22 protein-coding genes and 1 pseudogene are annotated in these 21,850 nt (G+C 64.7%); 5 read left to right on the top strand and 18 right to left on the bottom strand.

Going from position 1 to position 21,850, the window contains the following annotated elements; translation table 11 throughout:
- Window positions 1–60: 60 nt before the first annotated feature.
- Complete coding sequence (locus ACVIHF_RS36215) at window positions 61–1,197, bottom strand: hypothetical protein (RefSeq protein WP_456793386.1); 1,137 nt, start codon at window positions 1,195–1,197, stop codon at window positions 61–63.
- A 658-nt stretch (window positions 1,198–1,855) separates the two neighbouring features.
- On the opposite strand from ACVIHF_RS36215, the gene ACVIHF_RS36210 reads away from it, so the two are divergent.
- The 3 genes from ACVIHF_RS36210 (at window position 1,856) to ACVIHF_RS36200 (ending at window position 3,952) form a co-directional block, all read left to right on the top strand.
- Window positions 1,856–2,968, top strand: a complete 1,113-nt coding sequence (locus tag ACVIHF_RS36210; RefSeq protein ID WP_456793385.1) for a helix-turn-helix transcriptional regulator — start codon at window positions 1,856–1,858, stop codon at window positions 2,966–2,968.
- Window positions 2,969–3,121: 153 nt separating this feature from the next.
- On the top strand, window positions 3,122–3,427 hold the full coding sequence (locus ACVIHF_RS36205; RefSeq protein ID WP_092080911.1) for a hypothetical protein: 306 nt from the start codon (window positions 3,122–3,124) through the stop codon (window positions 3,425–3,427).
- A 3-nt stretch (window positions 3,428–3,430) separates the two neighbouring features.
- On the top strand, window positions 3,431–3,952 hold the full coding sequence (locus ACVIHF_RS36200) for a DUF1697 domain-containing protein (protein WP_253605916.1): 522 nt from the start codon (window positions 3,431–3,433) through the stop codon (window positions 3,950–3,952).
- Window positions 3,953–4,091: 139 nt separating this feature from the next.
- On the opposite strand, the gene ACVIHF_RS36195 is transcribed toward ACVIHF_RS36200, so the two are convergent.
- From ACVIHF_RS36195 to ACVIHF_RS36135, 13 genes and pseudogenes are all read right to left on the bottom strand, one after another.
- Window positions 4,092–5,315: a threonine ammonia-lyase gene (locus ACVIHF_RS36195; RefSeq protein WP_456793384.1), complete on the bottom strand. Its 1,224-nt coding sequence runs from the start codon at window positions 5,313–5,315 to the stop codon at window positions 4,092–4,094.
- A gap of 319 nt (window positions 5,316–5,634) precedes the next feature.
- The gene (locus ACVIHF_RS36190) at window positions 5,635–5,790 is read right to left on the bottom strand and encodes a response regulator (RefSeq protein ID WP_225162097.1); all 156 of its coding nucleotides are present in this window, start codon (window positions 5,788–5,790) and stop codon (window positions 5,635–5,637) included.
- Between the two features lie 54 nt (window positions 5,791–5,844).
- A complete protein-coding gene (locus ACVIHF_RS36185; RefSeq protein WP_456793383.1) occupies window positions 5,845–6,168 on the bottom strand; it encodes an aminoacyl-tRNA deacylase in 324 nt (107 codons plus the stop codon).
- Between the two features lie 211 nt (window positions 6,169–6,379).
- On the bottom strand, window positions 6,380–7,906 hold the full coding sequence (gene bchE, locus ACVIHF_RS36180) for a magnesium-protoporphyrin IX monomethyl ester anaerobic oxidative cyclase (protein ID WP_456793382.1): 1,527 nt from the start codon (window positions 7,904–7,906) through the stop codon (window positions 6,380–6,382).
- Window positions 7,907–8,019: 113 nt separating this feature from the next.
- Window positions 8,020–8,760, bottom strand: coding sequence for a di-trans,poly-cis-decaprenylcistransferase (locus ACVIHF_RS36175; protein WP_057015350.1), 741 nt, complete (start codon window positions 8,758–8,760; stop codon window positions 8,020–8,022).
- A 30-nt stretch (window positions 8,761–8,790) separates the two neighbouring features.
- Entirely contained in the window at window positions 8,791–9,213 is a 423-nt protein-coding gene (locus tag ACVIHF_RS36170) for a transcriptional regulator (protein WP_057015410.1), read from the bottom strand.
- Window positions 9,200–9,817 carry a hypothetical protein gene (locus ACVIHF_RS36165; RefSeq protein ID WP_057015349.1) on the bottom strand — a complete coding sequence of 206 codons (618 nt, stop codon included), beginning with the start codon at window positions 9,815–9,817 and terminating at the stop codon, window positions 9,200–9,202. The genes ACVIHF_RS36170 and ACVIHF_RS36165 overlap by 14 nt, the downstream gene beginning before the upstream one ends.
- A 128-nt stretch (window positions 9,818–9,945) precedes the next feature.
- On the bottom strand, window positions 9,946–10,302 hold the full coding sequence (locus ACVIHF_RS36160) for a DUF1428 domain-containing protein (protein WP_028335567.1): 357 nt from the start codon (window positions 10,300–10,302) through the stop codon (window positions 9,946–9,948).
- A 113-nt stretch (window positions 10,303–10,415) separates the two neighbouring features.
- Window positions 10,416–11,153, bottom strand: a complete 738-nt coding sequence (locus tag ACVIHF_RS36155; RefSeq protein ID WP_310882976.1) for a DUF899 domain-containing protein — start codon at window positions 11,151–11,153, stop codon at window positions 10,416–10,418.
- Between the two features lie 18 nt (window positions 11,154–11,171).
- Window positions 11,172–11,534, bottom strand: a pseudogene (locus tag ACVIHF_RS36150) (SRPBCC family protein); the annotation flags it as partial.
- Complete coding sequence (locus ACVIHF_RS36145; protein WP_310882975.1) at window positions 11,519–11,974, bottom strand: ArsR/SmtB family transcription factor; 456 nt, start codon at window positions 11,972–11,974, stop codon at window positions 11,519–11,521. The gene ACVIHF_RS36145 and the pseudogene ACVIHF_RS36150, both read right to left, overlap by 16 nt.
- 130 nt (window positions 11,975–12,104) lie before the next feature.
- Complete coding sequence (locus ACVIHF_RS36140) at window positions 12,105–12,392, bottom strand: DUF3551 domain-containing protein (protein ID WP_375166783.1); 288 nt, start codon at window positions 12,390–12,392, stop codon at window positions 12,105–12,107.
- A 171-nt stretch (window positions 12,393–12,563) separates the two neighbouring features.
- Complete coding sequence (locus ACVIHF_RS36135) at window positions 12,564–13,535, bottom strand: Bug family tripartite tricarboxylate transporter substrate binding protein (RefSeq protein WP_057015345.1); 972 nt, start codon at window positions 13,533–13,535, stop codon at window positions 12,564–12,566.
- Window positions 13,536–13,739: 204 nt separating this feature from the next.
- On the opposite strand from ACVIHF_RS36135, the gene ACVIHF_RS36130 reads away from it, so the two are divergent.
- Together ACVIHF_RS36130 and ACVIHF_RS36125 are read left to right on the top strand one after the other, a co-directional pair.
- Entirely contained in the window at window positions 13,740–14,159 is a 420-nt protein-coding gene (locus tag ACVIHF_RS36130; protein WP_057015344.1) for a VOC family protein, read from the top strand.
- 209 nt (window positions 14,160–14,368) lie between these two features.
- A complete protein-coding gene (locus tag ACVIHF_RS36125; protein WP_253605905.1) occupies window positions 14,369–15,949 on the top strand; it encodes an AMP-binding protein in 1,581 nt (526 codons plus the stop codon).
- A gap of 102 nt (window positions 15,950–16,051) precedes the next feature.
- On the opposite strand, the gene ACVIHF_RS36120 is transcribed toward ACVIHF_RS36125, so the two are convergent.
- The 4 genes from ACVIHF_RS36120 to ACVIHF_RS36105 form a co-directional block, all read right to left on the bottom strand.
- Complete coding sequence (locus ACVIHF_RS36120) at window positions 16,052–17,341, bottom strand: cytochrome P450 (protein ID WP_456793381.1); 1,290 nt, start codon at window positions 17,339–17,341, stop codon at window positions 16,052–16,054.
- A 244-nt stretch (window positions 17,342–17,585) separates the two neighbouring features.
- On the bottom strand, window positions 17,586–18,683 hold the full coding sequence (locus ACVIHF_RS36115; RefSeq protein WP_092080939.1) for an HD-GYP domain-containing protein: 1,098 nt from the start codon (window positions 18,681–18,683) through the stop codon (window positions 17,586–17,588).
- Window positions 18,684–18,974: 291 nt separating this feature from the next.
- The gene (locus tag ACVIHF_RS36110; protein ID WP_253605901.1) at window positions 18,975–21,260 is read right to left on the bottom strand and encodes a xanthine dehydrogenase family protein molybdopterin-binding subunit; all 2,286 of its coding nucleotides are present in this window, start codon (window positions 21,258–21,260) and stop codon (window positions 18,975–18,977) included.
- Window positions 21,257–21,748 carry a (2Fe-2S)-binding protein gene (locus ACVIHF_RS36105; protein ID WP_026192016.1) on the bottom strand — a complete coding sequence of 164 codons (492 nt, stop codon included), beginning with the start codon at window positions 21,746–21,748 and terminating at the stop codon, window positions 21,257–21,259. Before ACVIHF_RS36105 ends, ACVIHF_RS36110 begins: the two co-directional genes overlap by 4 nt.
- Window positions 21,749–21,850: the final 102 nt, after the last annotated feature.

Genomic DNA, 21,850 nt, shown 5'->3' with positions numbered 1-21,850 from the left:
GGTCGAGGTCAGCTCTGCGCGTGGTCAACGACGGATCGGGCGCGGCCGCGGACCGTGCGCTCACAACGCGATGGCGCCCTTCAGACGAGACGTCTGTTGATAGAGAGGCGACGCGAGGTGCTCGTACAGCCAAGGCATTGCACGCTTGCCACTGACCTCGTGCACGCCGTCGAAAACGTCGATGTCGATCAAATGCGGATGGCCTGACGATGCGTAGACCGACCGCATCTCCGCGAACTTCTCATCCCGCCCGAGCTCCATCGCGTTTGCACCATCACGATTGCCAATCTCGGCGAACAGCGGACATGGACAAAGCAGATATGCCAGCTCCGCGCCGGCGTACTTGGCGCGGCCGTTGCTGAAATGAATGTAAGCCGCAAGTTCGACGCCGAGATTCCTGGTGATCACGGATGACATCAGGAGCTTCTTCTCGTCGCGCATATATCCGGACACGACAGTCGGCCGCATCTGCCCCGTCGCGGCTTCCAGATGCAGCGCGAGAAAGGCGCCCCAGGACACCCCGTAGACGCCGACATTCAAACCCGACACGCCGGTGAGCTTCCTGCAAACGATTTCGCCGGCGTCGAGCGATGCGCATGACACGTTGTGGGCGGAGATGCCGTGAGATGCCAGCATCGCGGCGATGTTGTTCTGGCTCTCCTGATTTCCGATCTGGACGATGTAAGGACACCAGACGACGTAACCGTCCCGACATAGCCGTTTGCCGAGCGCGTTCATGTAGTCCTTGTCGGCATCGTCGAAGCAGCGCTCCGGCGTGCTCGCCATGCCGTGGCCGAGCAGGATCAACCCCTTGAATTCTCCGTCGGGAATTCCAAGACATCCGCGCACCGGCACGCCGCATTCCAGATCGAACTCGACCTTCACGACCGAGAAGCCATCCGCCGGCGCGCGCCAGAGCACCCGGATCTCGTCGTGCGACGGCCGATAAAGCCGCCGCGCCCGGAACAGAGATCGCATCTCTCCGCGAATCTCCGAACCGGTTGCGACCGCATGCAGCCTGCCGCTTGCCGCGATATCGAACAACGACCGGCAGAACTGATCGTAGCCAAGGGTCGGCAAGTCGACATTCGCGCATGATCCCTGGCAATGGCCCAGCGCCAGCCTGTCGTTGCCGGCCCGCGACGAGGGGCCGACCAGCGTCATCAACAATCCGGAAAGCGCTCTGCGGCTGATCATCGGCCCTCCCCGAGCCGACGATGGCTCGCATGAATGTCAGAGGTGGCCGCTCCAAGCGCGATGAGACCCGGTTTGAATCGTCATCGCGCTTAAGGCCGCCCCTTAGGCATGATCCTTTTCGGAAAACCGCTTCGCACTTTTCCGGATCATGCCCTAGCTGGCGCCACGGATTGCCCGGATACAAATTAAAGGATGTTCATGCTCGAACGATCGCGTGCAGCGTTGCAAATGTGTGACGCCGGCGGGGCTGGCGCAGCGCCAGTCACGCCAATCGGGTTTCGAGATGCTTCCGAATATTTCCACCTGTCACGCAGCTTCGATTTTGCCACACGCGGCGATGATCGTCGGGCCCTGATTATCGGGTCTTCATCAAGTCTCTATCAAGTCTTGGGCCTGCCCCGCGACCTGGCATCGGCCTTGGAATGCGTCGTCCGGGCGCCGGCGGCCGCGCGCCGGGTCGCAGCCGAGCGAGCGAGGCTCCAGGCGCCCGCGCGAAAATCGCGAAGAAGAGCGGCGAAAACGTCGTAATTCCCCCCCTGATGCGCGTGAACGCGCACCGGAATAACCCGGACTCGTGGCTCGGGCTGAATTGCTTTACGCAATATTTCCGGGGTCGCCGGGTTTATCTATTGGGCAACAACGGTTTTTGGGATGACCGATGGCGAACGACCTGCACGAGCATCTGATTGAACTGGCCTATGAGGCCGCGGTCGTCCCCGAATTGTGGCCGAATGTCCTGCATCAGGTCGGTGCAATCGCGCGTGCGCGCGGTATCGTGCTGCTGACGGCGGCCCCACACGACGTCCGCTGGGTCGCGTCGCCCGACATGCACGACGACACGGTGGCCTATGTCGAGGGCGGCTGGCACGAGCGCAACGGGCGATTGCCGCGCCTGCTCGCGGCCAACCATGCCGGCTTCCTGCGCGACATCGACGTGTTCGATACGCCCGAGGAGGTGCAGCAGGACTTCCAGATCCGCGAATTCTTCCGCCCGCGCGGGCTCGGATGGGGCGCCGGTACTGCGATCGCGGTGCCGAGCGGCGACGTGCTGATCTACAGCGTCGAGCGCGAATACCAGCACGGACCGATCGAGCGGGAAGCAATCGAGCAGCTCGACGCGCTGCGGCCGCATCTGGCGCGTGCGGCGCTGCTGTCGGCGCGGCTCGGGATGGAGCGCGCCAGGGCGGCAACCGAATCGCTGGCGATGCTCGGCCTGCCCGCGGCAGTGCTGCGGCGCGGCGGCCGCCTGATGGCAGCCAACACGCTGTTCGACCGCCTGGTGCCCGACGTGATGCAGGATCGCGGCGAGCGCCTGACGCTGGCGGCGACCACTGCCGACGCGCTGTTCGCCCAGGCGCTGGCCGCACTTGATCAGGGACTGATCGGCGTGGAGGTGCGCTCGGTGCCGATCGCGGCGCAGGAGGATCGGCCGCCGCTGATCGTGCATCTGGTCCCGATCCACGGCGCAGCGCGTGACCTGTTCGATCGCGCGGCGGCGATCGTGATCGTGACGCCGGTGGTGCCGGCCGAGGTGCCGACCGCGGAGGTGCTGCAGGGCCTGTTCGACTTGACGCCGGCGGAGGCGCGCGTCGCGCGCGGCATTGGCGAAGGACGCACCGTCGAGGCAATCGCCGGCGCATTCGGCATTTCCCGCGAAACGGTTCGCAACCAGCTCAAGGCGGTGTTGGCCAAGACCGGACTGGGCCGGCAGGTCGAGCTGGCCAGACTGCTCGCCGGCGCGAAGGTGCCGCCGGGGTCGTCAGGAGACTAGCGCACGCCGCGCAAGCCTCGGTACAGGGGTCGATGCGATCCTCCGGGAATTCGCAAAACGATCGCATGTTCAAACGGCACCGGTTACGCTAGGGGTAGCTCCCGTCCCTCCGTGCGCCCTCCCGGCGCATGTCCAGTCAATGAGTGCATCTGAATGGCCGAAGCCGACCTCGACGCCGTCATCCGGCAAACCGCAAAAGCGCAGACCAAGGCCGTGATGGCGGCTGCCAAGAAACGCCAGGCCGTCTGGGTCACGCGCGCCGCCAAGGCCAAGGACAAGGAGACCAAGGCGCGCTTCCGCTTCCTGGCCAAGAGCACGATGATGAACGCAACCGCGACCGCCAAGCGGTTGCAGAATTCGGCCGAGAACGCCGCCGACGCCTATGCGCGCGCCATGAAGAAGGCGATGGAAGAGCCGCCGCCGGCCAAGAAGCCTACGAAGAAGAAAGCCGACGGCTAGTCGATGCCGCGTTACGTCGCCCTGCTGCGCGCGGTCAATGTCGGCGGCACCGGCAAGCTGCCGATGACCGAGTTGAAGGCGATGTGCGTCGACGAGGGATTTGCCGACGCGCAGACCTATATCGCCAGCGGCAATGTCGTATTCTCCTCGAAGCTCGGCGCGGCCAAGGTCAAGGCCGCGCTGGAGCGGCGGCTGCAGGCCTATGCCGGCAAGCCGGTCGGCATCGTCATCCGGAGCGCGGACGAGATCGCCGCGGTGCTGAGGGCCAATCCGTTTCCGAAAGCGCCGCCGAACTATACTGTCGCGATCTTCCTCGACGAGCCGCCGCCGAAGGATGCCTTGAAGGACATCAAGGGCCAGCAGGACGAAGAGGTGCGGCTCGGCAAGCGCGAGATCTATGTCGCCTATGGCAGCGGCATGGGCCGCTCGAAGCTGAAGATCCCCGCCGCCGCCAAGGGTACCGCGCGCAACATCAACACCATCGCGAAGCTCGCCGAGCTGGCGGCGGGTGACAACGAGGGTTAGTTCGCCCATTGAAATCCGTCATCCTGAGGAGCGCGCACTTGCGCGCGTCTCGAAGGATCGACGGCCCGGCTGGTGGCCGATTCATCCTTCGAGGCTCGCTCCGCTCGCGCCTCAGGATGACGGTCAAGCAGTCTGACAGCTAACTTTCCCGGACCGCGAATCCTTCGGAGCTGAGCCTTGCCAGCACGTCCTCCAGATGGGCGCGGTCGCGGGTTTCGATCACGAGCTCGAGCAGCGTCGCCTTCGCCGGAAGGTCGGAGAAGGTGCGCTGATGCGAGACCTCGATGATATTGGCGCCGGCATCGGCAAGCAGGATCGACACCGCCGCGAGCTGTCCGGGCCGGTCGACGATGTCGAGCGCCAGTTGCGTCAGTCGTCCCTCGCGCGCGAGCTCGCGGGTCAGGACCGAGGCAATCAGCCTGGTGTCGATATTGCCGCCGGTCAGCACCAGGCCGACTGAGCTGCCCGCAAAGCGCTCGGGAGCTGCGAGCACCGCCGCGAGACCGGCGGCGCCGGCGCCTTCGACCACCGTCTTTTCGATCGAGATCAGGGTCGCGACCGCGCGCTCGATCTGGTCCTCGCTGACCAGGATGATGTCGTCAACGAGCTCGCGCACGATTTTCGTGGTGATCTGCCCGGGCGCCTTGACCGCAATGCCCTCGGCGAGGGTGTCGCCGCGCATCGGCAGCTGCTCGCCTTTGACCGCATTGTACATTGACGGATAGAGCTGGGCCTGCACGCCGACGACCTGGATCGACGGCTTCAGTGCCTTCGCGGCCGTGGCGATGCCCGAGATCAGCCCGCCGCCGCCGATCGGTACCACCAGGATATCGAGCTCCGGCACCGTCGCGAGCATTTCAAGTCCGATCGTGCCTTGCCCTGCAATGATCAACGGATCGTCATAGGGATGGATCAGGATCAGGCCCTTCTGCGCAGCATGCGAGCCAACGAACGCGAAGCATTCTTCCAGCGTCTGCCCGGTGATGATGACCTCGGCGCCGTGCCGCCTGGTGTTCTCGATCTTCACCATCGGCGTCCCGATCGGCATCACGATGGTAGCGGGGATGCCGAGCCGCTTGGCGTGATAGGCCACGCCCTGGGCGTGATTGCCGGCAGACATCGCGATCACGCCGCGCTTGCGCTCCTCTGGCGACAGCGCCTGCAGGCGATTCAGCGCGCCGCGCTCCTTGAACGTCGCGGTGAACTGCAGGTTCTCGAATTTGAGGAACAGGCGGCAGCCGCAGATCTCGCCCAGCGTGCGGCTCTCGTTGCAGGCCGTGACCATGACCGCATCCCGGATCACATCCGCGGCACGGCGTATGTCGGCAAGGGTGATGGCGGCGGTGTCGGAAGGCTGCGGCATCGGGTTTCGCTTTGGTCCGTTTCGTCAGACGGAACCTAGCGGGTTTCGGCGCCGAACACGACCGCGCTTTAGCGTGCGGTCAAACACCTGTTCCTCCGGCCTCGCCGGCCCGGTCAGTTGAACCTCATCACATTTCGGGCATACCAGCGCGGTGCGGAAATGCTTGTCGAGCACAATGGTTCGCGTCCTGCCGCACTGGCAGCGCATCGGCTTATCCATGGAAGACCGGCCCGGGTTAGAGATGCAAGGAAAGCGTGCGCCCGGCTACCTCGGTCCGGTTAACCCAATATGACTTGAGGCCGGATAATTTGTCGCGCGGCTAGAAGAGACCAGCGCTGAGATCGAGGCCGTAGCTTGCCCTGAGCGCCGCGACGAACAGGACCGCGGAGGCAAGCAGCAGGACATGCCGGGCGATGCTGCTCCGAAGCGAATTGGCCGGAAACGCGCGTGCGATCGATTGAGCCAAAGCAGTCATTTGCGACCTCCGGAGCCACGTCCCGAAGGTAGGTCGCGGGCAGCGCAGTGAGGTTCAATGCGGCTCGCGGATCGGCCGGCGGCGCGCCAATGTGCTCTGTTCGGGATCACTCGGTGCCCGCACCTGATTCTTGAAGCGGTGACCGACCACGATCAGCCTGCCCTCGGCGTGGATTACGGTATCGGCCGATGGCGCGGACGGCAGATTGTCTTGCGTGACCGCTTCCAGTGCACGCAGGAACTCGCGACCGGCCGATGTGATCTCCCAGCCTTCGACGTCACGGAGCACATAGCCATGGCTAAAGATGTCGAGTTCGGGGACCCGCGACGCCAGACGTTTGATCCGCGCATGCCAATCGTCGCCGCTCGATGAGAGCACGGCGAGATCGTGCTTAAGTGAATTGATTGTGGCTTTGCCGCGGACGTGACTGGCCAATATTTTTAAGATCGCAACCTGTATGCTCAACTCGACGCCTCGACCGCCACGGTTCTTTTTGTTCTGCGCAGCCGACCTGAAAATTATCGCGCTGATGACTGAGGCGTCCAGTCATCAGCGCCAGATATCCAGAACCCGACAAGACGGTATCGACTTACGCCGCGCGTGATGTGCCGACGCGGCGCTCGGGCCGGTGCGACGACATCGATTCCTCCTCCATATCCTGCGGCGCGCCCCAAAATTCCTGCACGGTGGGCCCGTTCTTCAACCTCTTGTCGCGCAGGAAGCCGAGGATTTCGTGCGGCCAGACCCGGCGGCCCATCTGCGTGTACCAGCGCATCGCGTGACGAAGTCCGGCGTCGCGGTGGAGCAGCACGCGGAGCAGCGCCTTCGGGCGGCACTGCAGCACCATCTCGGTGAACTTGAACCAGAGCAGCACGCGCCATGGCGGCATGTGCCGGGTCGCCAGCACCTGATGCTTGTAGTCCCAGAGCCTGCGATCGGTCTGGATGACGCGCCGCTCCGCCGCGAGACGGAAATACGGCGTCCAGCGATGCGGCGTGACGTAGAGCATCTGGATCTGGTCGGGATCATAGGACAACAGCTGCCTGAGACCACGCCAATGATCGCGATCGGTCTCCTCCTCGAAGCCGACCACCCACGTCGCCATCGACAGGATGCCGTGCTGGCGCATCAAACGGATGGCTTCGCGATCGATCGTGGTGGTCGCGCCCTTGCGGATCAGCTCCAGCGTCTTCTCGTCGGTGTTCTCCATGCCGAGCAGGAAGCGCTGCCAGCCCGCCTTCTTGTAGAGATGCAGGATATCGGCGTCGCGCACGATGTCGTCGGCGCGGGTCGAGCCGACCAGGATCAGATCGACATCCTCCGCGATCAGGGCCTCGAGAAAGGCCCGCCACGCCTTCTTCGAGACGGTCGGATTCTCGTCGGCGAAATTGATCACCTTGACGCCGTGCTCGCGATGGAGCCGCGCCAGCTCCTTCGCAAAGCGCACGGGATCGCGGTGCCGCCACCGCGTCCAGAAGCCGCGCTGGCCGCAGTAATTGCAGAGATGCGGACAGCCGCGCGAGAATTGCACGACGACGGCACGCAGCCCGCCCCAATAGCTGTAGCGCGCGTGATCGATCAATTCCCAGCCGACGCGATAGGCATCGAGGTCACGGATGACAGGCGCAGGCGGCGTCACGCGCGGCCCGTAATCGTCACGGAATGCGATGCCGTTGATGATACGGAGATCCTCGCCGGCCTCCAGCGCTCGCATCAGACGCCGCGCCGTCTCTTCGCCCTCGCCGCGCACGATCGCGGTGACGTAGCGCTCCTCGCGCAGGATGTCGCGCCAGTGATAGGTCGGAAACACGCCGCCATAGACGATCCGCACACCGGGCACGGCCTTGACGATCGCCTGCGCCACCTCGGCGATGACCGGATGGCCCGACGTCGAGCCGGAATGGCCGAACAGCACCGCATCCGGTGCAAATCTCGATGCCTCCGCCACGATGGCTTGGACCGGCATCGGCCCGAACTCGGCATCGATAAGACCGACGTCGTGGCCGTCATCGATCAGGGGGCCGCCGATCGACAACAGGCCAAGTGGCGGCAGATGGTCGTCGGGGATCCGGCTGCCGATCGCCGGGTGCGGCACGTTGATGAGAAGAATGCGCATGGATGATCGCTCCCGCTTTGGTTGGCGTGATCGTTCGTCCCCGCATCTTGTGAGAGAGAGCCCAACCCCCCGGCCGGGCTTTAGGAAGAGAGCAGTTGGCGCGGCTTGACGCGTTAGAGGTTCGGCACCTCCGCCGGCGCGATCGCGGTCAGTCCGCCGAAGCGGCGCTCGCGGCGATGGAAGGAGCCGAGTGCGTCGGCGAGATCGTCGGCATCGAATTCGGGCCACATCCGCTCGGTGAAATGCAGCTCGGCATAGGCACCCTCCCAGAGCAGGAAGTCCGACAGCCGCTTCTCGCCCGAAGTGCGGATGATCAGGTCGACGTCGCGCAGCCCGGCCTCGCCGGTAATGAGATCGGAGAACGTCTCGCGGCTGAGCTCGCCGGCGCCGGCCGCGCGCGCGGCGGCGTTCAGGATGGCGTCGCGCGCCGAATAGTCGATCGCGATGCGCAGATGCAGCGTGGTGCCGCCGGCGGTCTCGGCCTCGGCGCGCGTGATCGCGGCGGCGATGCCGTCGGGCAGCCGGTCGCGGCGGCCGATCACGGTGAGGCGAACGCCGTTGCGCACGAGCGCGGCGATCTCATTGGCGAGATAGAACCGCAGCAGCCCCATCAGCGCCGCGACCTCGGCCTTCGGACGGCGCCAATTGTCGCTCGAGAAGGCGTAGAGCGTTAGCGTGCCGACGCCCTGGTCCGGTGCGGCCTCGACGATGCGGCGGATCGCCTCGACGCCGGCCTCGTGTCCGCGCAGGCGCGACAGGCCGCGCCGCGTTGCCCAGCGGCCATTGCCATCCATGATGATGCCGACATGGAGCCTGAAGGCGGCTTCCGGCTTGAGCGCGACGTTACTTTGCATCACAAAGTCTCCGGACAAAAATGAGATGGTTCAAACCGGCTGGATACCGAGGCGGCCAGCTGCGCGGTCGTCCTTGCCGGCGGCCTTTTCTGCCGTGCCGGCGGCCCTCTCGGCCGTGCCGGCGGCCTTGGCCGCGTCACGCACCAGCTGCTCGAGCACGGCGAGATAGTCGAGGAAGCGGCGACGACCGCTCTTGGTCAGGCGGCAGGTGGTGTGCGGACGATTGCCTTCATAGCCCTTGATGACGTCGACGAGACCGGCCTCCTGCAGCACCTGGAGGTGCCGGCTGAGGTTGCCGTCGGTCAGGCCGCAGAGCTGCTTGAGATCGGCAAAGGCGAGCCCTTTCGGATGCGCCATCAGCGAGGTCAGCAGGCCGAGCCGCGCCTTCTCGTGGATGACGCGGTCGAGGCCGTCATAGGCGAACGGCGCGGTGGTCAGGTCAGTCTTCGGCATCATGGCCTCCGGAAGCGAAATAGAGCAGCGCTGCGAGCAGCAACTGGCCGATCGCGAATGGCAGTCCCATGGTCCAGGGCGACAGCGCGTGGCTCTGGCTTGCGATCAAGAGCACCGTGAAGCCCGACAGGAAATACCAGGCGCCGCCGAGCGCGATCGTGCGCGGCAGCAGGCGGACCGAAGCGAACACGCCGAGGCTGACCAGCACCTGCCACAGGCCGGGCAGCATCCACAACGTCTCGGGCGCGAACTTCCATTGCAGGATCGCGAGCAGCACGCCGGCGATCGCCGCGGGAACGAACTGCTCGATCGCCTGCTGGACCATCGCGTCCGCAAGGCCGGAATGATGCCGCCGCGAGCGCGCCTGCATCTCGATCCAGATCAGCACGGCGGAGACCAACGCGGCCGCCGCCCAGCCTGCGAGGAACGCGATCGGATGAGCGGTGGGATCGGCGAGCCAGAGATATTGCGCAAGCGCCGTGACCAGCGCGATGCCGCTGGTGGCGGCGACGGTTGCCGGACCGTAGCCGCGGAACGCCGTTCCGGCCGCAATCTGGCTGCGGATGGCGAGGATATCGGCCAACGCCTTGTCGAGGTCACGCATGATTCGCCCGAACTTTGTATTGCAAAGTATACGGGATCACCAAGTAAACGCAAGCGGCATCGCGCGGCTTGCCGAGCGTGATGTTTAACAGCTGGTTACTGCGCGGATTGCGGCGAAACCGTGCCGCGTCAGACCTTCACCAGGCTGGCGAAGCCGCCATAGATCATCCGCTTGCCGTCGAACGGCACGTCACCCATGCTCATCGATGCCAGGCGCGGATCGGCCATCACCTTGGCGTTGATCCGGTCGCGCTGGGCGCGCGACTTGTAGGTGATCCAGGCAAACACGACGGTTTCGCCGGCCTTCAGTTTCACGCTCTGCGGAAACGAGGTCAGCTTGCCCGGCTTGACGTCGTCGGCGACCCATTCGCGATAATCCAACGCGCCATACTCGCGCCAGACCTTGCCGGCCTTCTTCGAGAGTTGCGCATAGGCTTTGAGTTTCTTCTTCGGCACGGCGACGATGAATCCATCGACGTAAGGCATGCGGATGACTTCCTGCTGTTTGGCTCCCCGTCATTGCGAGGAGCGAAGCTATGAAGCAATCCATCTCGACACTTGCGGCGCGATGGATTGCTTCGCTGCGCTCGCAATGACGATCAGGAGTGACAGCAGGATGCCTGAACCGGCGCCGGTTGGTACTGGTCACGTAGCCGCACCCAATCCATCGGATAGGGCAATCCTTCCTCGTGGCGGCCGAGCGGCGTCAGGTCGAGATAGTGATAGGCGGCATTCATCATGTCGAGGCCGCGCGCGAAGGTCGAGTAAGTGTGGAACACGCTCCCTGTCTCATCACGGAAGAACACGCTGATGCCGGGCAGTTCGGGACCATAGAGCGGCGTCGTTCCATAATTGTATTTCGCGTCCCCCGCATCGATCTGCCCTTGCGTGAACGACACGCCGTAATCGTAGTTGAAGTCGCTCTCTCCCGAGGAGACCCAATCGAAGGTCCAGCCCATCCGCGCCTTGAATGCGTCGAGCTTGACGAGCGGCGCCCGCGAGATCGCGATCATCGTGGTGTCGCGTGCGGCGAGATGCGGAACCATGCGCTCGAAACCGTCGGCCCAGAACGAGCAGTTCTTGCACGCCGCGTCCCACTCCGGCGCGAACATCACATGCTGCACCACGAGTTGCGGCCTGCCCCTGAAAAGATCGCCGAGGGTCATTTTGCCGCCAGGGCCGTCGAAGACATAGTCCTTGTCAACTTTCACCCAGGGCAGTTCGCGGCGCTGCCGGCTGAGCGCTTCGCGGGCCTGGGTCAGTTCCTTCTCACCGGCCATCAATGCCTTGCGGGCTGCGATCCATTCTTCGCGCGAGACGATCATGTGCTGTTGCATGGGATGCTCCTTTGCAGGTCAGGCGTCGACGAAGCTTTCCAGATTGCCGAGGAATGCGGTCCAGCCGCGCTGGTGGTTGTCGCGGGCGGTCTCATCGACGAACTGCGCGTGATGGAAGGTGAGCAACGTACCGCCGGCATCGGGCTTGATCGATATCGTCACCTCGGATTCGCGTTCGGGCGTCGAATGCCAGGCCCAGCTGAACACCAGCTTCTCGTTCGGCACCACCTCACGATAGACGCCGCCGACCTCGTGATATTCGCCGTTGGTGCCGATGAATCCGATGCGATAGCGTCCGCCGACGCGGACATCGAGCTCCGCACGCGTCGTGGCCGGCTTGACCCCACCCGGTCCGAACCACTGCGCTAGATTTTCCGGCTCGGTCCACGCGGCGTAGACTTTTTCCGGCCGCGCGCGGAGGCGCCGCGTGAGGGTGAGGCTTGGGCGCGCGGCGAGGCCGGCGTCGGCGGCGACTGCGGATTGGTTTGCCATGGTTCTTCCTCCACAAAGGCGGCAAGGCGGTCGAGATTGTCGGACCAGAATTGCGCATAGCGATTGAGCCAGTTCATCGCCTGCTCCATCGGCTGTGCGGTGAGCCGGCACGCCACTGTGCGGCCGGTCTTTTCGCGCGCGACGAGACCCGCATCGGTGAGCACGTCGAGATGCTTCATGATCGCCGGCAGCGACATCGCGAATGGCTGCGCCAGCTCGCTCACCGACAGGCTTTCCTGGTCGCCGAGCCGCGCCAGCAGCGCGCGACGGGTGGGATCGGAAAGCGCCGCAAAGGTGCGGTCCAGCGTCTCGTCCTGATACTTAACCATGTGGTTTAGTATAGGCGCAAACGGCGTGACGTCAAGTGCGCGGCTTCACGATCACGTCAGCATGGACCCGACGCGAGGGACGAACGTCAGGAACAGTGGCGACAGACTGCCTTGCAGTGATGCCGCAACGCTAGTCGGGATATACGGTCCGGTGCCGACGCTGATAGCGGCCCGGTGGTGGCGGCGGCGGTTCGCTGAACAGGAAGCGCGGATTCTCGCCGCAATAGAGATAGCGGCCGGACACGCTCGCGAGGCATTGCTGGTAGGTCCGGTAAGCGCATTCGCCGGGATAACCCAGGCTCGGGCCCTGCGCGCACCATGGGTAGTCATAAGGATCGGCGGAAGCGGGCGTGATACCCGCCGCGCCTGCGAGCGTCATCGTTCCCAGAACAAGCATTGCCAATCCCGATGCGCGCATGATCCGGCTCCTCGGACGCCGCAGTTAGCCAGGTGCGGCATCTTTGATAAGGTTCCTGAAGGTCATTTTATTCCGCGTCAAGGCCGACGAATCCGGCTTCGGCCAGGGACCGGCTGTACCACGCGGGCCACGTTTGTCCCGCGCGATCCAGCATCGCGCCTCTTGCGGGGCCTACTCTACCTTGAGGCCGGCGAACTCGACCACCTTCTTCCACTTGTCGGTCTCGGCCTTGATGTCGTTGCCGAAGGCTTCCGGCGTCTGGATCAGCGGATCGCCGCCGAGCTCGACCAGGCGCTTCTTCATGTCGGGTTCAGCGAGCACGGCGTTGATCTCGGTGTTGAGCCTGGCGATAACTTCCTTCGGCATGTTCTTCGGCGCGCCCATGCCGAACAGCGCGCTCGCCTCGTAGCCCTTCACGGTTTCGGCGACCGACGGAACATCGGGCAGTTGCGAGGATCGCTCTGTTGACGTCACAGCCAGCGCGCGCAGCGCGCCGGAGCGGATGTGCTGGATGATCGAGGGCATGTTGTCGAAGATCACCTGCACCTGGCCGCCGAGCATGTCGGTGATCGCGGGCGCGGCGCCGCGATACGGCACGTGCTGCATCTTGCAGCCGGTCATCGCCATGAACATCTCGCCGGAGAGATGCACCGAGGTGCCGTTGCCGGAAGAGGCCATGTTCACCTTGCCGGGATTGGCCTTCACATATTCGATGAACTCGGCGACGGTCTTGGCCGGCACGTCCTTGTTGACGGTCATCACGTTCGGCACGCGATTGAAGGAAGCAACCGGCGCGACGTCGCGCACGAAGTTGAACTTCAGATTGGCGTAAAGCGAGGCGTTGATGTAATTGGCCGGATTGACCAGCAGCACGGTGTAGCCGTCCGGCTCGGCATTGATCGCCGCCTCGGTGCCGATATTGTTGCCGGCGCCCGGCTTGTTCTCGATCACGAATTGCTGCCCGAGCCTCTCCGACAGCCGCTGCCCGACCAGGCGCGCGATGATGTCGGTGGCGCCGCCCGGCGGATAACCCACGATCCAGCGCACCGGCCGCGCCGGATAGTCGGCAGCGGAAGCGCGGCCGATCGCGAATGTCGAAATCCCCGACCCGATCAGGCCCAGCGCGGTACGGCGTGAAATCATGAAGCTTCTCCCAATCCAGCAGGGTTTGGCGCCCTGCCCGTTTCTGTTGCGTTGCGTGCGGCGCGGTTTTAACAAACAATGCCTGAAGCGACCAGTGCGACACGTGCGCCGCCGACCGCGACGAAAGACTAAGCTTCGGCTCTGATCGCACCAGAACCGGCGACCACATCGCTCGAAAGTACTCTGGACCGAAGAGGATCGATCATGTCCGTCAAGGTAAATGGCCTCGACCATCTCGTGATCAACGTCACCGATGTCGTGCGCTCGGTTGCCTGGTACAGCAGGATCCTCGGCATGGAGGTGAAGGTGTTCGACCCCGGCAAGGGCAAGACACCGCGCACCTCGCTGGTGTTCGGCAACCAGAAGATCAATGTGCGGCCGCGCGATGCCGACAAGGTGGACTGGTTCACCGCCGATCACGAAGCGGCCGGCAGCGACGATCTCTGCTTCCTCACCTCGAGCACGCCCGAGGAAGTGGTCGCACATCTGAAGGCCAATGGCGTCAGGATCGAGGAAGGCCCGGTGGCGAAGCAGGGCGCGCGCGGCACGCTGCGCTCGGTCTATTGCCGCGACCCCGACGGCAGCCTGATCGAGATCTCGTCGTACGAGAAGAACGCGACCTAGCTCTCGTTCGTCCTTGCGAGCCGGCGCGGCGTGCGAATGCGCGCCCGATGACGGATGCCGCGAATAAGTCGAACTCTTCCGCGCGGCGGAACAGATTGCTTCAGCGCAAAACCGCTTTGCAAATCCCGATTTGCTCTCGGCGCACACCGATGGCAGAACTGCTCCCAACCAAGACCAATGGCGGCCGACAAGGCTGCGCGGGAGGACATATGGCCAACTCGAATCCAGCACCAGGCGTCGTGGGACCGTTTGCGGGGCTCGACGTGCCATGGCTGCTGCGGATGCGCGCCGAGGTGCGCCGCGACCATCCATTCCTGATCTGGGCGCCGTTCGACGCGCCGGCACGGCGCTGGAGTTACGGCGAATTCCATGAGCGGGTCGGCGCGCTGGCTGCGGGCCTTGCGAAGCGCGGCATCCGGCAAGGCGACTACGTCCTGATCCATCTCGACAATTGCGTCGAGGCGATCATGTCGTGGTTCGCCTGCGTCGAGCTCGGCGCCATCGCGGTCACCACCAACACCCGTTCCGCCGCCGCCGAGATCGAATATTTTGCCGGCCATTGCGGCGCGGTCGCCGCGATCACCCAGCCGGCCTATGCCGAGCTGATATCGGCCAACTGCAAGGGCCTGCGCTGGATCGCGGTGACCTCGCACGACGCCGGGCAAACGCCGGCACAACCGCCCGCGCGCGGCGACAGTTTTGACGCGCTGTTTGCCGACGGTGCCGACCGGCCACGTCGCCCAACCGATCCACTCGCCCCCTGCAGTGTACAATACACCTCCGGCACCACGTCGCGGCCGAAGGCGGTGCTATGGACCCACGCCAACGCGCTGTGGGGCGCCAAGATCAACGCCGCGCATCAGGATCTGCACGCCTTTGACGTGCACCAGACCTATCTGCCGCTGTTCCACACCAACGCGCTGGCCTATTCGATGCTGGCGAGCCTGTGGGTCGGAGCGACCTGTGTGATCCAGCCGCGCTTCTCGGCGAGCCGCTTCTGGCCGGTGGCGCTGGAGCACGGCTCGACCTGGACCTCGACGATCCCGTTCTGCATGAAGGCGCTGCTCGAGCACGAGGTGCCGAAGAAGCACAAATTCCGGCTCTGGGGCACTGCCGTGAACGAGCCGCCGGCATTCGCGGTGTTCGGCATCAAGATCATCGGCTGGTGGGGCATGACCGAGACCATCACCCACGGCATCATCGGCGAGGTCGATCAGCCCAACACGCCGATGTCGATCGGCCGCGCCGCCCCCGAATACGAAATCCGCATCGTCAATGACGACGGCGCGCCGACCGGCGTCGGTGAGACCGGCAATCTCCTGATCAAGGGCATTCCCGGCCTGTCGCTGTTCGCCGAATATCTACACAACGAGACGGCCACGCGCGAGAGTTTTGACGAGCACGGCTACTTCATCACCGGCGACCGCGTCACGATGCTGGAGCGCGGCTACATCAAGTTCGGCGACCGCTCCAAGGACATGCTGAAGGTCGGCGGCGAGAATGTCGCGGCCTCCGAGATCGAACAGGTGATCGCGGTGGTGCCGGGCGTACGCGAAGCCGCCGTGGTGGCGAAGAAGCATCCGATGCTGGACGAGGTGCCCGTCGTCTTCATCATCCCGCAAGCCGGCGTCGCCGCGTTGCCCGTCGACCTCCACGACAACATCATGGCCGCTTGCCGTGCAGGCCTCGCCGACTTCAAGCTGCCGCGCGAAATCCGCTTCGTCGACGAGATGCCGCGCTCGACGCTGGAGAAGGTCGCGAAGGCGGAGCTCAGGAAGATGCTGGAGTGAGGCGGACTTGATCGCGTCATTCCGGGGCGATGCGTTAGCATCGAACCCGGAATCTCGAGATTCCGGGCCTGGTCCTTCGGACCATCCCGGAATGACAAGTACTCAATTCACCTCGAACCGGATCGGCAGCTTCTTCGGGCCGTTGACAAAATAGGCCTGCGTCATCTTCACCTCGCCGTCGAGCGACAGCGACTTCAGGTGCGGCAGCAGTTCCTCGAACAGGATGCGCATCTCGAGCTTGGCGAGGTACTGGCCGAGGCAGAGATGCGCGCCATAGCCGAACGCGACATGGCGATTGGGCTTGCGATCGCTGCGGAAGCGATCGGGGTCCTCGAACACCTCCTCGTCGCGATTGCCGGAGGCGTAGCACAGCATCAGCCAATCGCCCTTGGCGATCTTGCGGCCGCCGAGCTCGGTATCCGCGGTGGCCGAGCGCATGAAATGCTTGACCGGCGTCATCCAGCGGATCGACTCGTCGACCAGGCCCGGGATCAACTCCGGGTTGGCCTTCACCTTGGCGAATTCCGCGGGGTCCCTGGCCAGCGCCCAGATCGCGCCGGCGGTCGAGGATGAGGTGGTGTCGTGGCCCGCCGTCGCGACGATCATGTAATAGCTGGTCTGATCGTGCTCCGGCATGTACTCGCCGCCGATCTTCGCGTTGGCGATGACGGTGGCGAGATCGTCGCGCGGGTTCCGGCGGCGATCCTCGGTGATCTTGCGGAAGTAGGCGGAGAAGTCGGCGATGATCGCCTGCAGCATCGCGGAGACCTGCTCCGCGCTCAGCGCGTCGCGGACGCGCGCGGTGTCGGGATCCTGCGGCCCGAACAGCTCCTGGGTCAGCTTGAGCATGCGCGGCTCGTCCGCCTCGGGCACGCCGAGGATCTCCATGATGACGTGCAGCGGATAGCCGAGCGCGACGTCCTCGACGAAGTCGCAGGCGCCGCCCCTCGCGAGCATGCGCTGCACCGTGGCGCGCGCGATCTCGCGGACGCGGGCCTCGAACTTGCCGAGATTGGCCGGCATGAACCAGCCCTGCGTCAGCGCGCGATATTTCGGGTGATCGGGCGCGTCCATCTGCACCAGCGAGCGCACCAAATTGGGCCCGCCCGTGATCTTGCGAACGCGCTCCTCGAGCGCCTGCGTCGTCAGGGTGGTCGGCCGATCGGCGTTGTGGAACAGCTCGTTCTGCCGGCTGATCGCCTGGATATGGGCGTGCTTGGTCACCACCCAGAACGGATCGAACTTCTCGGGCCGCGCGATGCCGAGCGGATTGTTGGCGCGCAGCCAGCGATAGCTGTCGTGGATGCGGTCGTCCGCATAGGCGACGGGATCGACGACGGTTGCCGCGATGTCGGCGGGGATGTCGAAATCCCCGGTCGTTGCCGTATCCATGATCGTCCTCACCCGTCAAAGCATCGGTCTTGCCGATGATCACCGGAATCTAGGCGGAGGTAAGGAGCACGACTTGCGTTGATTGGCTAGGATCCCCGCCAAATGGCGTCATTGCGAGGAGCCAACGGGTCGCGCGAACGCGCGCCCTATGACAGGCTCCGCGACGAAGCAATCCATCGGCCCGCTCACGCGGAGCAATGGATTGCTTCGCTTCGCTCGCAATGACGGCGAAAACCGTTGGAGATCAATAATGCCCGAACGCCACCGGGCGGAACGCCTGCAGCAATTGCTGGTCGAGCTTGCCGCCCATCTCCTCCATCATGGAGAATGCCTTGGCGTGGGTGAACTGCAGCCGGTAGGCGCGCTTCTCGACCAAGGCGGCATAGACATCGACGATCGTGGTGACGCGGACGATGTCGCTGATCTGGTTGCCGCTGAGGCCGTTGGGATAGCCGGTGCCGTCGAGGAATTCGTGATGGTGCAGGATCACGTCGAGCATTTCCGGCGGGAAGCCGCCCTGCGCGGACAGCGCCTCGTAGCCGCGGCGCGGATGCTCGCGCATCTCGGCCATTTCCTCCACCGTCAGCGCGCCGGGCTTGTCGAGCAGCGCGACCGGCACGAAGGCCTTGCCGACGTCGTGCAGCAGCGCGGCGCGGGCGAGCCGGCGCTGATCGTCGTCGCGCATGCCGAGATGCTGCGCGAAGGCGACCGCAAAACCGGTCACGAACAGGCAGTGGCGATAGGTCTCCTGGTGATGGCAGCCGACCGTGGTCAGCCACTCGCGCAGCGAGTTGTGCTTGATCGCCTTGAGGATCTTGTTCTCGGCGGCGACGATGTCCTCGAACTTGAGCGGCTCGCCGGCGCGCATCCGCTCGAACATCTTGACCATCACGCCGTGCGCAGCTTCGACGCCGCGGTTGAGCGCCTTGCCGCGATCGGTCTCGTCATAACCGCTGTCGTCGGGGAAGGCGGCGCGGATGCGCTGCAGGATGCCGCGCGCATCGAACGGCCGCGAGATCGTGTCGGTGGCGCCGAGCGCCCAGGCCTGCATCGAGGCGTGATGCAAGGCATCCGCCAGCACGAACAGCCGCGGCATCTCGCGATAGGCGTCGGCCTGCAGCTTGGCGCGGACGAGTTGCACGGCTTCGGGCGAGCGCAGGTTGATGTCGACGACGATGCCGGAGAGATCGCGGGCCGGCTGCTCGGGAATGTCAGAGGTCGGAACGGTATCGACCTCGCCCACCGAACGCAGGATGTTGGCGAGCTCGTTGCTCTGATCGCTTCGATCTGACGCCAGCAGGAGGCGGCGCTTCGAAGTCTGGTTGTTGGCTAAGGCTGTCATGAAATCCCCGTCGCGGTAACGACCGACGCCGGGACGCTACCTGACGATGCGTTCCCTCCGACTTAATGGGGATGCTGAACGGCGCTTAAGCGCAATGGATACAATTTGAGGGATCGCCGAATCCGCCAGCAAAATCAGGCCGGCCGGAAATCGATGCAGTTGCGCAGATCGGCAGCGAATCATGAATTTTTGCGGCGTCGAAGTTGATGCCGTCACTGCCCGGCCGACGCGCGAAGCAAAGAAAAACGCCGGAGAGCTCGTGCTCTCCGGCGTTCTTGTTCGTTCAGGCCGTTACGCCTTCATCGCAGCCTTGACGGCTTCCGCGGTGATCGGCAGGCCGCGAACGCGGGCACCGACCGCGTTGAAGACGGCGTTGCCGATCGCCGGCGCCACCACCGTCACCGCGGGCTCGCCGACGCCCGTCGCCTTCTCGCCATTGGCGATGACGTTGACCGCGACTTCCGGCAGCTGGCTCATCCGAAGCGGTGTGTAGCTGTCGAAGTTGGTCTGCTCGATGCCGCCGTCCTTCAACGTCGCCTTCTCGAACAGCGCCAGCGACATGCCCCACAGCGCCGCGCCCTCGACCTGGGCCCGGATGCCGTCGGGATTCACCTGCGTACCAACGTCGGTCGCAACCGTCAGCTTCTTCACCGTCACCTCGCCCGACGGGGCGACCGCGACATGGGCAACGCAGGCGGTCCAGCTCGCCGTGGCGCGCTCCTGCGACGACACGCAGGCGACCCCCATGCCTTCGCCCTTGGGCAGCTGCTTGGTGCCGTAGCCGGCAAGACCCATCGCAGCGAGCAAGGTGTTGCGGAGACGCTGCGCGCCGCCGTCATTCTTGCCCTTGCCGTCGAGCAACGAGATGCGCAGCTGCGCCGGGTCCTTGCCGGTCGCATGCGCGATCTCGTCGATCATGCTTTCGACCGCCCAGAACGTCCAGCCCGGCGCCACCGAACGGAGCTGACCCGACGGGGTGGCGTTGTGCGCCATCTCGTTCTTGATCGCCCGCACATAGTGGTTGGGCACGGTATAGAAGAAGTCCGCTCCGTTCACGGTGAAGGAGTCGAGCGGACCCTTCTTGTCGACCGACGGTGTCAGGAAATCGGGGATTCCCCAACGCGCGGTCGGCCAGGCCGAGACCACGTCGTGGCTCATCGCGACGATCTTGCCGTCGCCATCCATGCCGGCCTTCACCTTCTGGTAGGTCAGCGGACGCGAGAAATCCATCGTCATGTCGTTTTCGCGCGTGTAGATGACCTTGACCGGCTTGCCGACGGCCTTCGCCGCCTGCACCGCGGGCACCATCATGTCGGCGTCGAGACGCCGGCCGAAGCCGCCACCCAGCCACATCTGGTGCATCACCACGAACTTCGGATCGATCCCGGCGGCGCCGGCCGCGATCGCGCCGGAGCGCGTCGCGAACTGGTTGCCGGAATAGATGTGCAGGATGTCGCCCTTGAACTCCGCGGTGGCGTTCATCGGCTCCATCGGCGCGTGGATGTTGATGTTGGTGGTGTATTCCGCCTCCAACAGCTTGGCCGCCGAGCCGAAGGCCGCGTTCGGATCGCCGTCCTTGACGAAGAACTCTCCGGAATCGCTGAGCCCCTGCAGCCGCTTGGCCTCGGCGAACAGCGATTCGCTCGACAGTTTTGCGTTCGGGCCGCCGTCATAGCTGATCTTCAGCGCCGCCGCGGCCTTCTTCGCCTGCGCATAGGTGTTGGCGACCGCGACGACCCAGCCGGTCGTGGTTGTGGTCTTGTCGTCGAGGGTGACGGCCTTGATGAAGCCGGGCAGCTTCTTGGCCGCGCTATCGTCGACCGACTTCACGGTGGCGCCGTAACGCACCGGCGGGGTGACCAGCGCGCCGTGGACCATGCCCGGCACCATCACGTCGATGCCGTACTTGGCCGTGCCGTTGGTCTTCGACGGGATGTCGAGCTGCGGCACCGAGACGCCGATCATGGTGTACTGGTCGGGCGTCTTCAGCTTGATCGCCTTCAGGTCATCCGCCGTGAAGGTCTTGGTCGCCTTGCCGCTCTTCACCACTTCGGCGAACGACATCGACTTCTTCGACTTCGCGTGGCTGATCTTGGAATCGCGCACCACCAGCTCGCCGGCCGGCACGCCCATGGAGGCCGCCGCCGCCTCGGTCAATGCGATGCGGCCAGCTGCGCCGGCGCGGCTCATCGCATCGAAGTTCATCATCGTCGACCAGCTGCCGCCGGTGATCTGCGCGCCCAGCACGGGATCGTTGAACTTCGGATCGTTGGAGGCGAGCTGAACCCGCATGTCCTTCCAGTTCGCGCCGAGCTCTTCGGCCACGATCTGCGCCATGGTCGAGGCGACGTGCTGGCCCATGTCGGCCTTGCCGCAGGTCACGGTGACGAGGCCGTCGGGCGCGATCGAATACCAGACGCTCGGCTCGAAGTTGGCGGGTGCGGGCGCCGCGAGCGCCTGGTCGATGCCGGACGCGGAGTAGCCGAGCACGAGGCCGGTTGCAGCGGTGCCGACTAGGAAGGAACGGCGGCTGAGATCGGTCGTCTCTGGCGCGAGGTTTTTCACGTGCTTGTTCATGTGGCCCTCCGCTCGGATCCGGTGGCCGATGCGGTGCGCATGTCGGACGCAGCGCGCATGATCGCCTTCTGGATTCGTGAATAGGTCATGCAACGGCAGAGATTGCCGTCCATATGCGCGACCACTTCTTCCTTGGTCGGGTTGGTGTTCTTCGACAGCAGCGCCGCCGCCTGCATGATCTGGCCGGACTGGCAGTAGCCGCATTGCGGCACCTGCTCGGCGACCCAGGCCTTCTGCAAGGGATGATCGCCCTTGGCGGAGAGGCCTTCGATGGTAGTGATCTTCTTGCCGACGGCGTCGGCGACCGAGGTCTGGCAGGACCGCACCGCTTCGCCGTTGACGTGAACCGTGCAGGCGCCACACAGACCGGCGCCGCAACCGAATTTGGTGCCCGTCATCTGCAATTGCTCGCGGATGACCCAAAGCAGCGGCGTGTCATTGGCCGCCTCGACGGACATATTCCGTCCGTTGATATTGAGATTTGGCATCTCTCTCCCCTTCCGGTGTAGGAAGCCGCTTACGGCGGCAACTCACTGTTGGGTCTTGGCCGGCGCCCACCGGGTAAGCGACAGTTGCCGAAACAATGATCC

It is taken from the genome of Bradyrhizobium sp. USDA 4506, assembly GCF_054058795.1.
Note: the sequence above shows the minus strand (reverse complement) of the source record. Positions and strands in the feature narration are given on the sequence as shown.

Bases quoted from the DNA above. Each gene is read 5' to 3' on its own strand.
- ACVIHF_RS36125 (WP_253605905.1), top strand. From the start codon at position 14,369: ATGGCCAACTCGAATCCAGCACCAGGCGTCGTGGGACCGTTTGCGGGG.
- ACVIHF_RS36215 (WP_456793386.1), bottom strand. From the start codon at position 1,197: ATGATCAGCCGCAGAGCGCTTTCCGGATTGTTGATGACGCTGGTCGGC.
- ACVIHF_RS36115 (WP_092080939.1), bottom strand. From the start codon at position 18,683: ATGACAGCCTTAGCCAACAACCAGACTTCGAAGCGCCGCCTCCTGCTG.
- ACVIHF_RS36135 (WP_057015345.1), bottom strand. From the start codon at position 13,535: ATGATTTCACGCCGTACCGCGCTGGGCCTGATCGGGTCGGGGATTTCG.
- ACVIHF_RS36110 (WP_253605901.1), bottom strand. From the start codon at position 21,260: ATGAACAAGCACGTGAAAAACCTCGCGCCAGAGACGACCGATCTCAGC.
- ACVIHF_RS36165 (WP_057015349.1), bottom strand. From the start codon at position 9,817: ATGCGTGACCTCGACAAGGCGTTGGCCGATATCCTCGCCATCCGCAGC.
- ACVIHF_RS36190 (WP_225162097.1), bottom strand. From the start codon at position 5,790: ATGACTGCTTTGGCTCAATCGATCGCACGCGCGTTTCCGGCCAATTCG.
- ACVIHF_RS36105 (WP_026192016.1), bottom strand. From the start codon at position 21,748: ATGCCAAATCTCAATATCAACGGACGGAATATGTCCGTCGAGGCGGCC.
- bchE (WP_456793382.1), bottom strand. From the start codon at position 7,906: ATGCGCATTCTTCTCATCAACGTGCCGCACCCGGCGATCGGCAGCCGG.
- ACVIHF_RS36145 (WP_310882975.1), bottom strand. From the start codon at position 11,974: ATGGTTAAGTATCAGGACGAGACGCTGGACCGCACCTTTGCGGCGCTT.
- ACVIHF_RS36200 (WP_253605916.1), top strand. From the start codon at position 3,431: ATGCCGCGTTACGTCGCCCTGCTGCGCGCGGTCAATGTCGGCGGCACC.
- ACVIHF_RS36155 (WP_310882976.1), bottom strand. From the start codon at position 11,153: ATGCAACAGCACATGATCGTCTCGCGCGAAGAATGGATCGCAGCCCGC.
- ACVIHF_RS36205 (WP_092080911.1), top strand. From the start codon at position 3,122: ATGGCCGAAGCCGACCTCGACGCCGTCATCCGGCAAACCGCAAAAGCG.
- ACVIHF_RS36175 (WP_057015350.1), bottom strand. From the start codon at position 8,760: ATGCAAAGTAACGTCGCGCTCAAGCCGGAAGCCGCCTTCAGGCTCCAT.
- ACVIHF_RS36120 (WP_456793381.1), bottom strand. From the start codon at position 17,341: ATGGATACGGCAACGACCGGGGATTTCGACATCCCCGCCGACATCGCG.
- ACVIHF_RS36130 (WP_057015344.1), top strand. From the start codon at position 13,740: ATGTCCGTCAAGGTAAATGGCCTCGACCATCTCGTGATCAACGTCACC.
- ACVIHF_RS36140 (WP_375166783.1), bottom strand. From the start codon at position 12,392: ATGCGCGCATCGGGATTGGCAATGCTTGTTCTGGGAACGATGACGCTC.
- ACVIHF_RS36210 (WP_456793385.1), top strand. From the start codon at position 1,856: ATGGCGAACGACCTGCACGAGCATCTGATTGAACTGGCCTATGAGGCC.
- ACVIHF_RS36195 (WP_456793384.1), bottom strand. From the start codon at position 5,315: ATGCCGCAGCCTTCCGACACCGCCGCCATCACCCTTGCCGACATACGC.
- ACVIHF_RS36170 (WP_057015410.1), bottom strand. From the start codon at position 9,213: ATGCCGAAGACTGACCTGACCACCGCGCCGTTCGCCTATGACGGCCTC.
- ACVIHF_RS36160 (WP_028335567.1), bottom strand. From the start codon at position 10,302: ATGCCTTACGTCGATGGATTCATCGTCGCCGTGCCGAAGAAGAAACTC.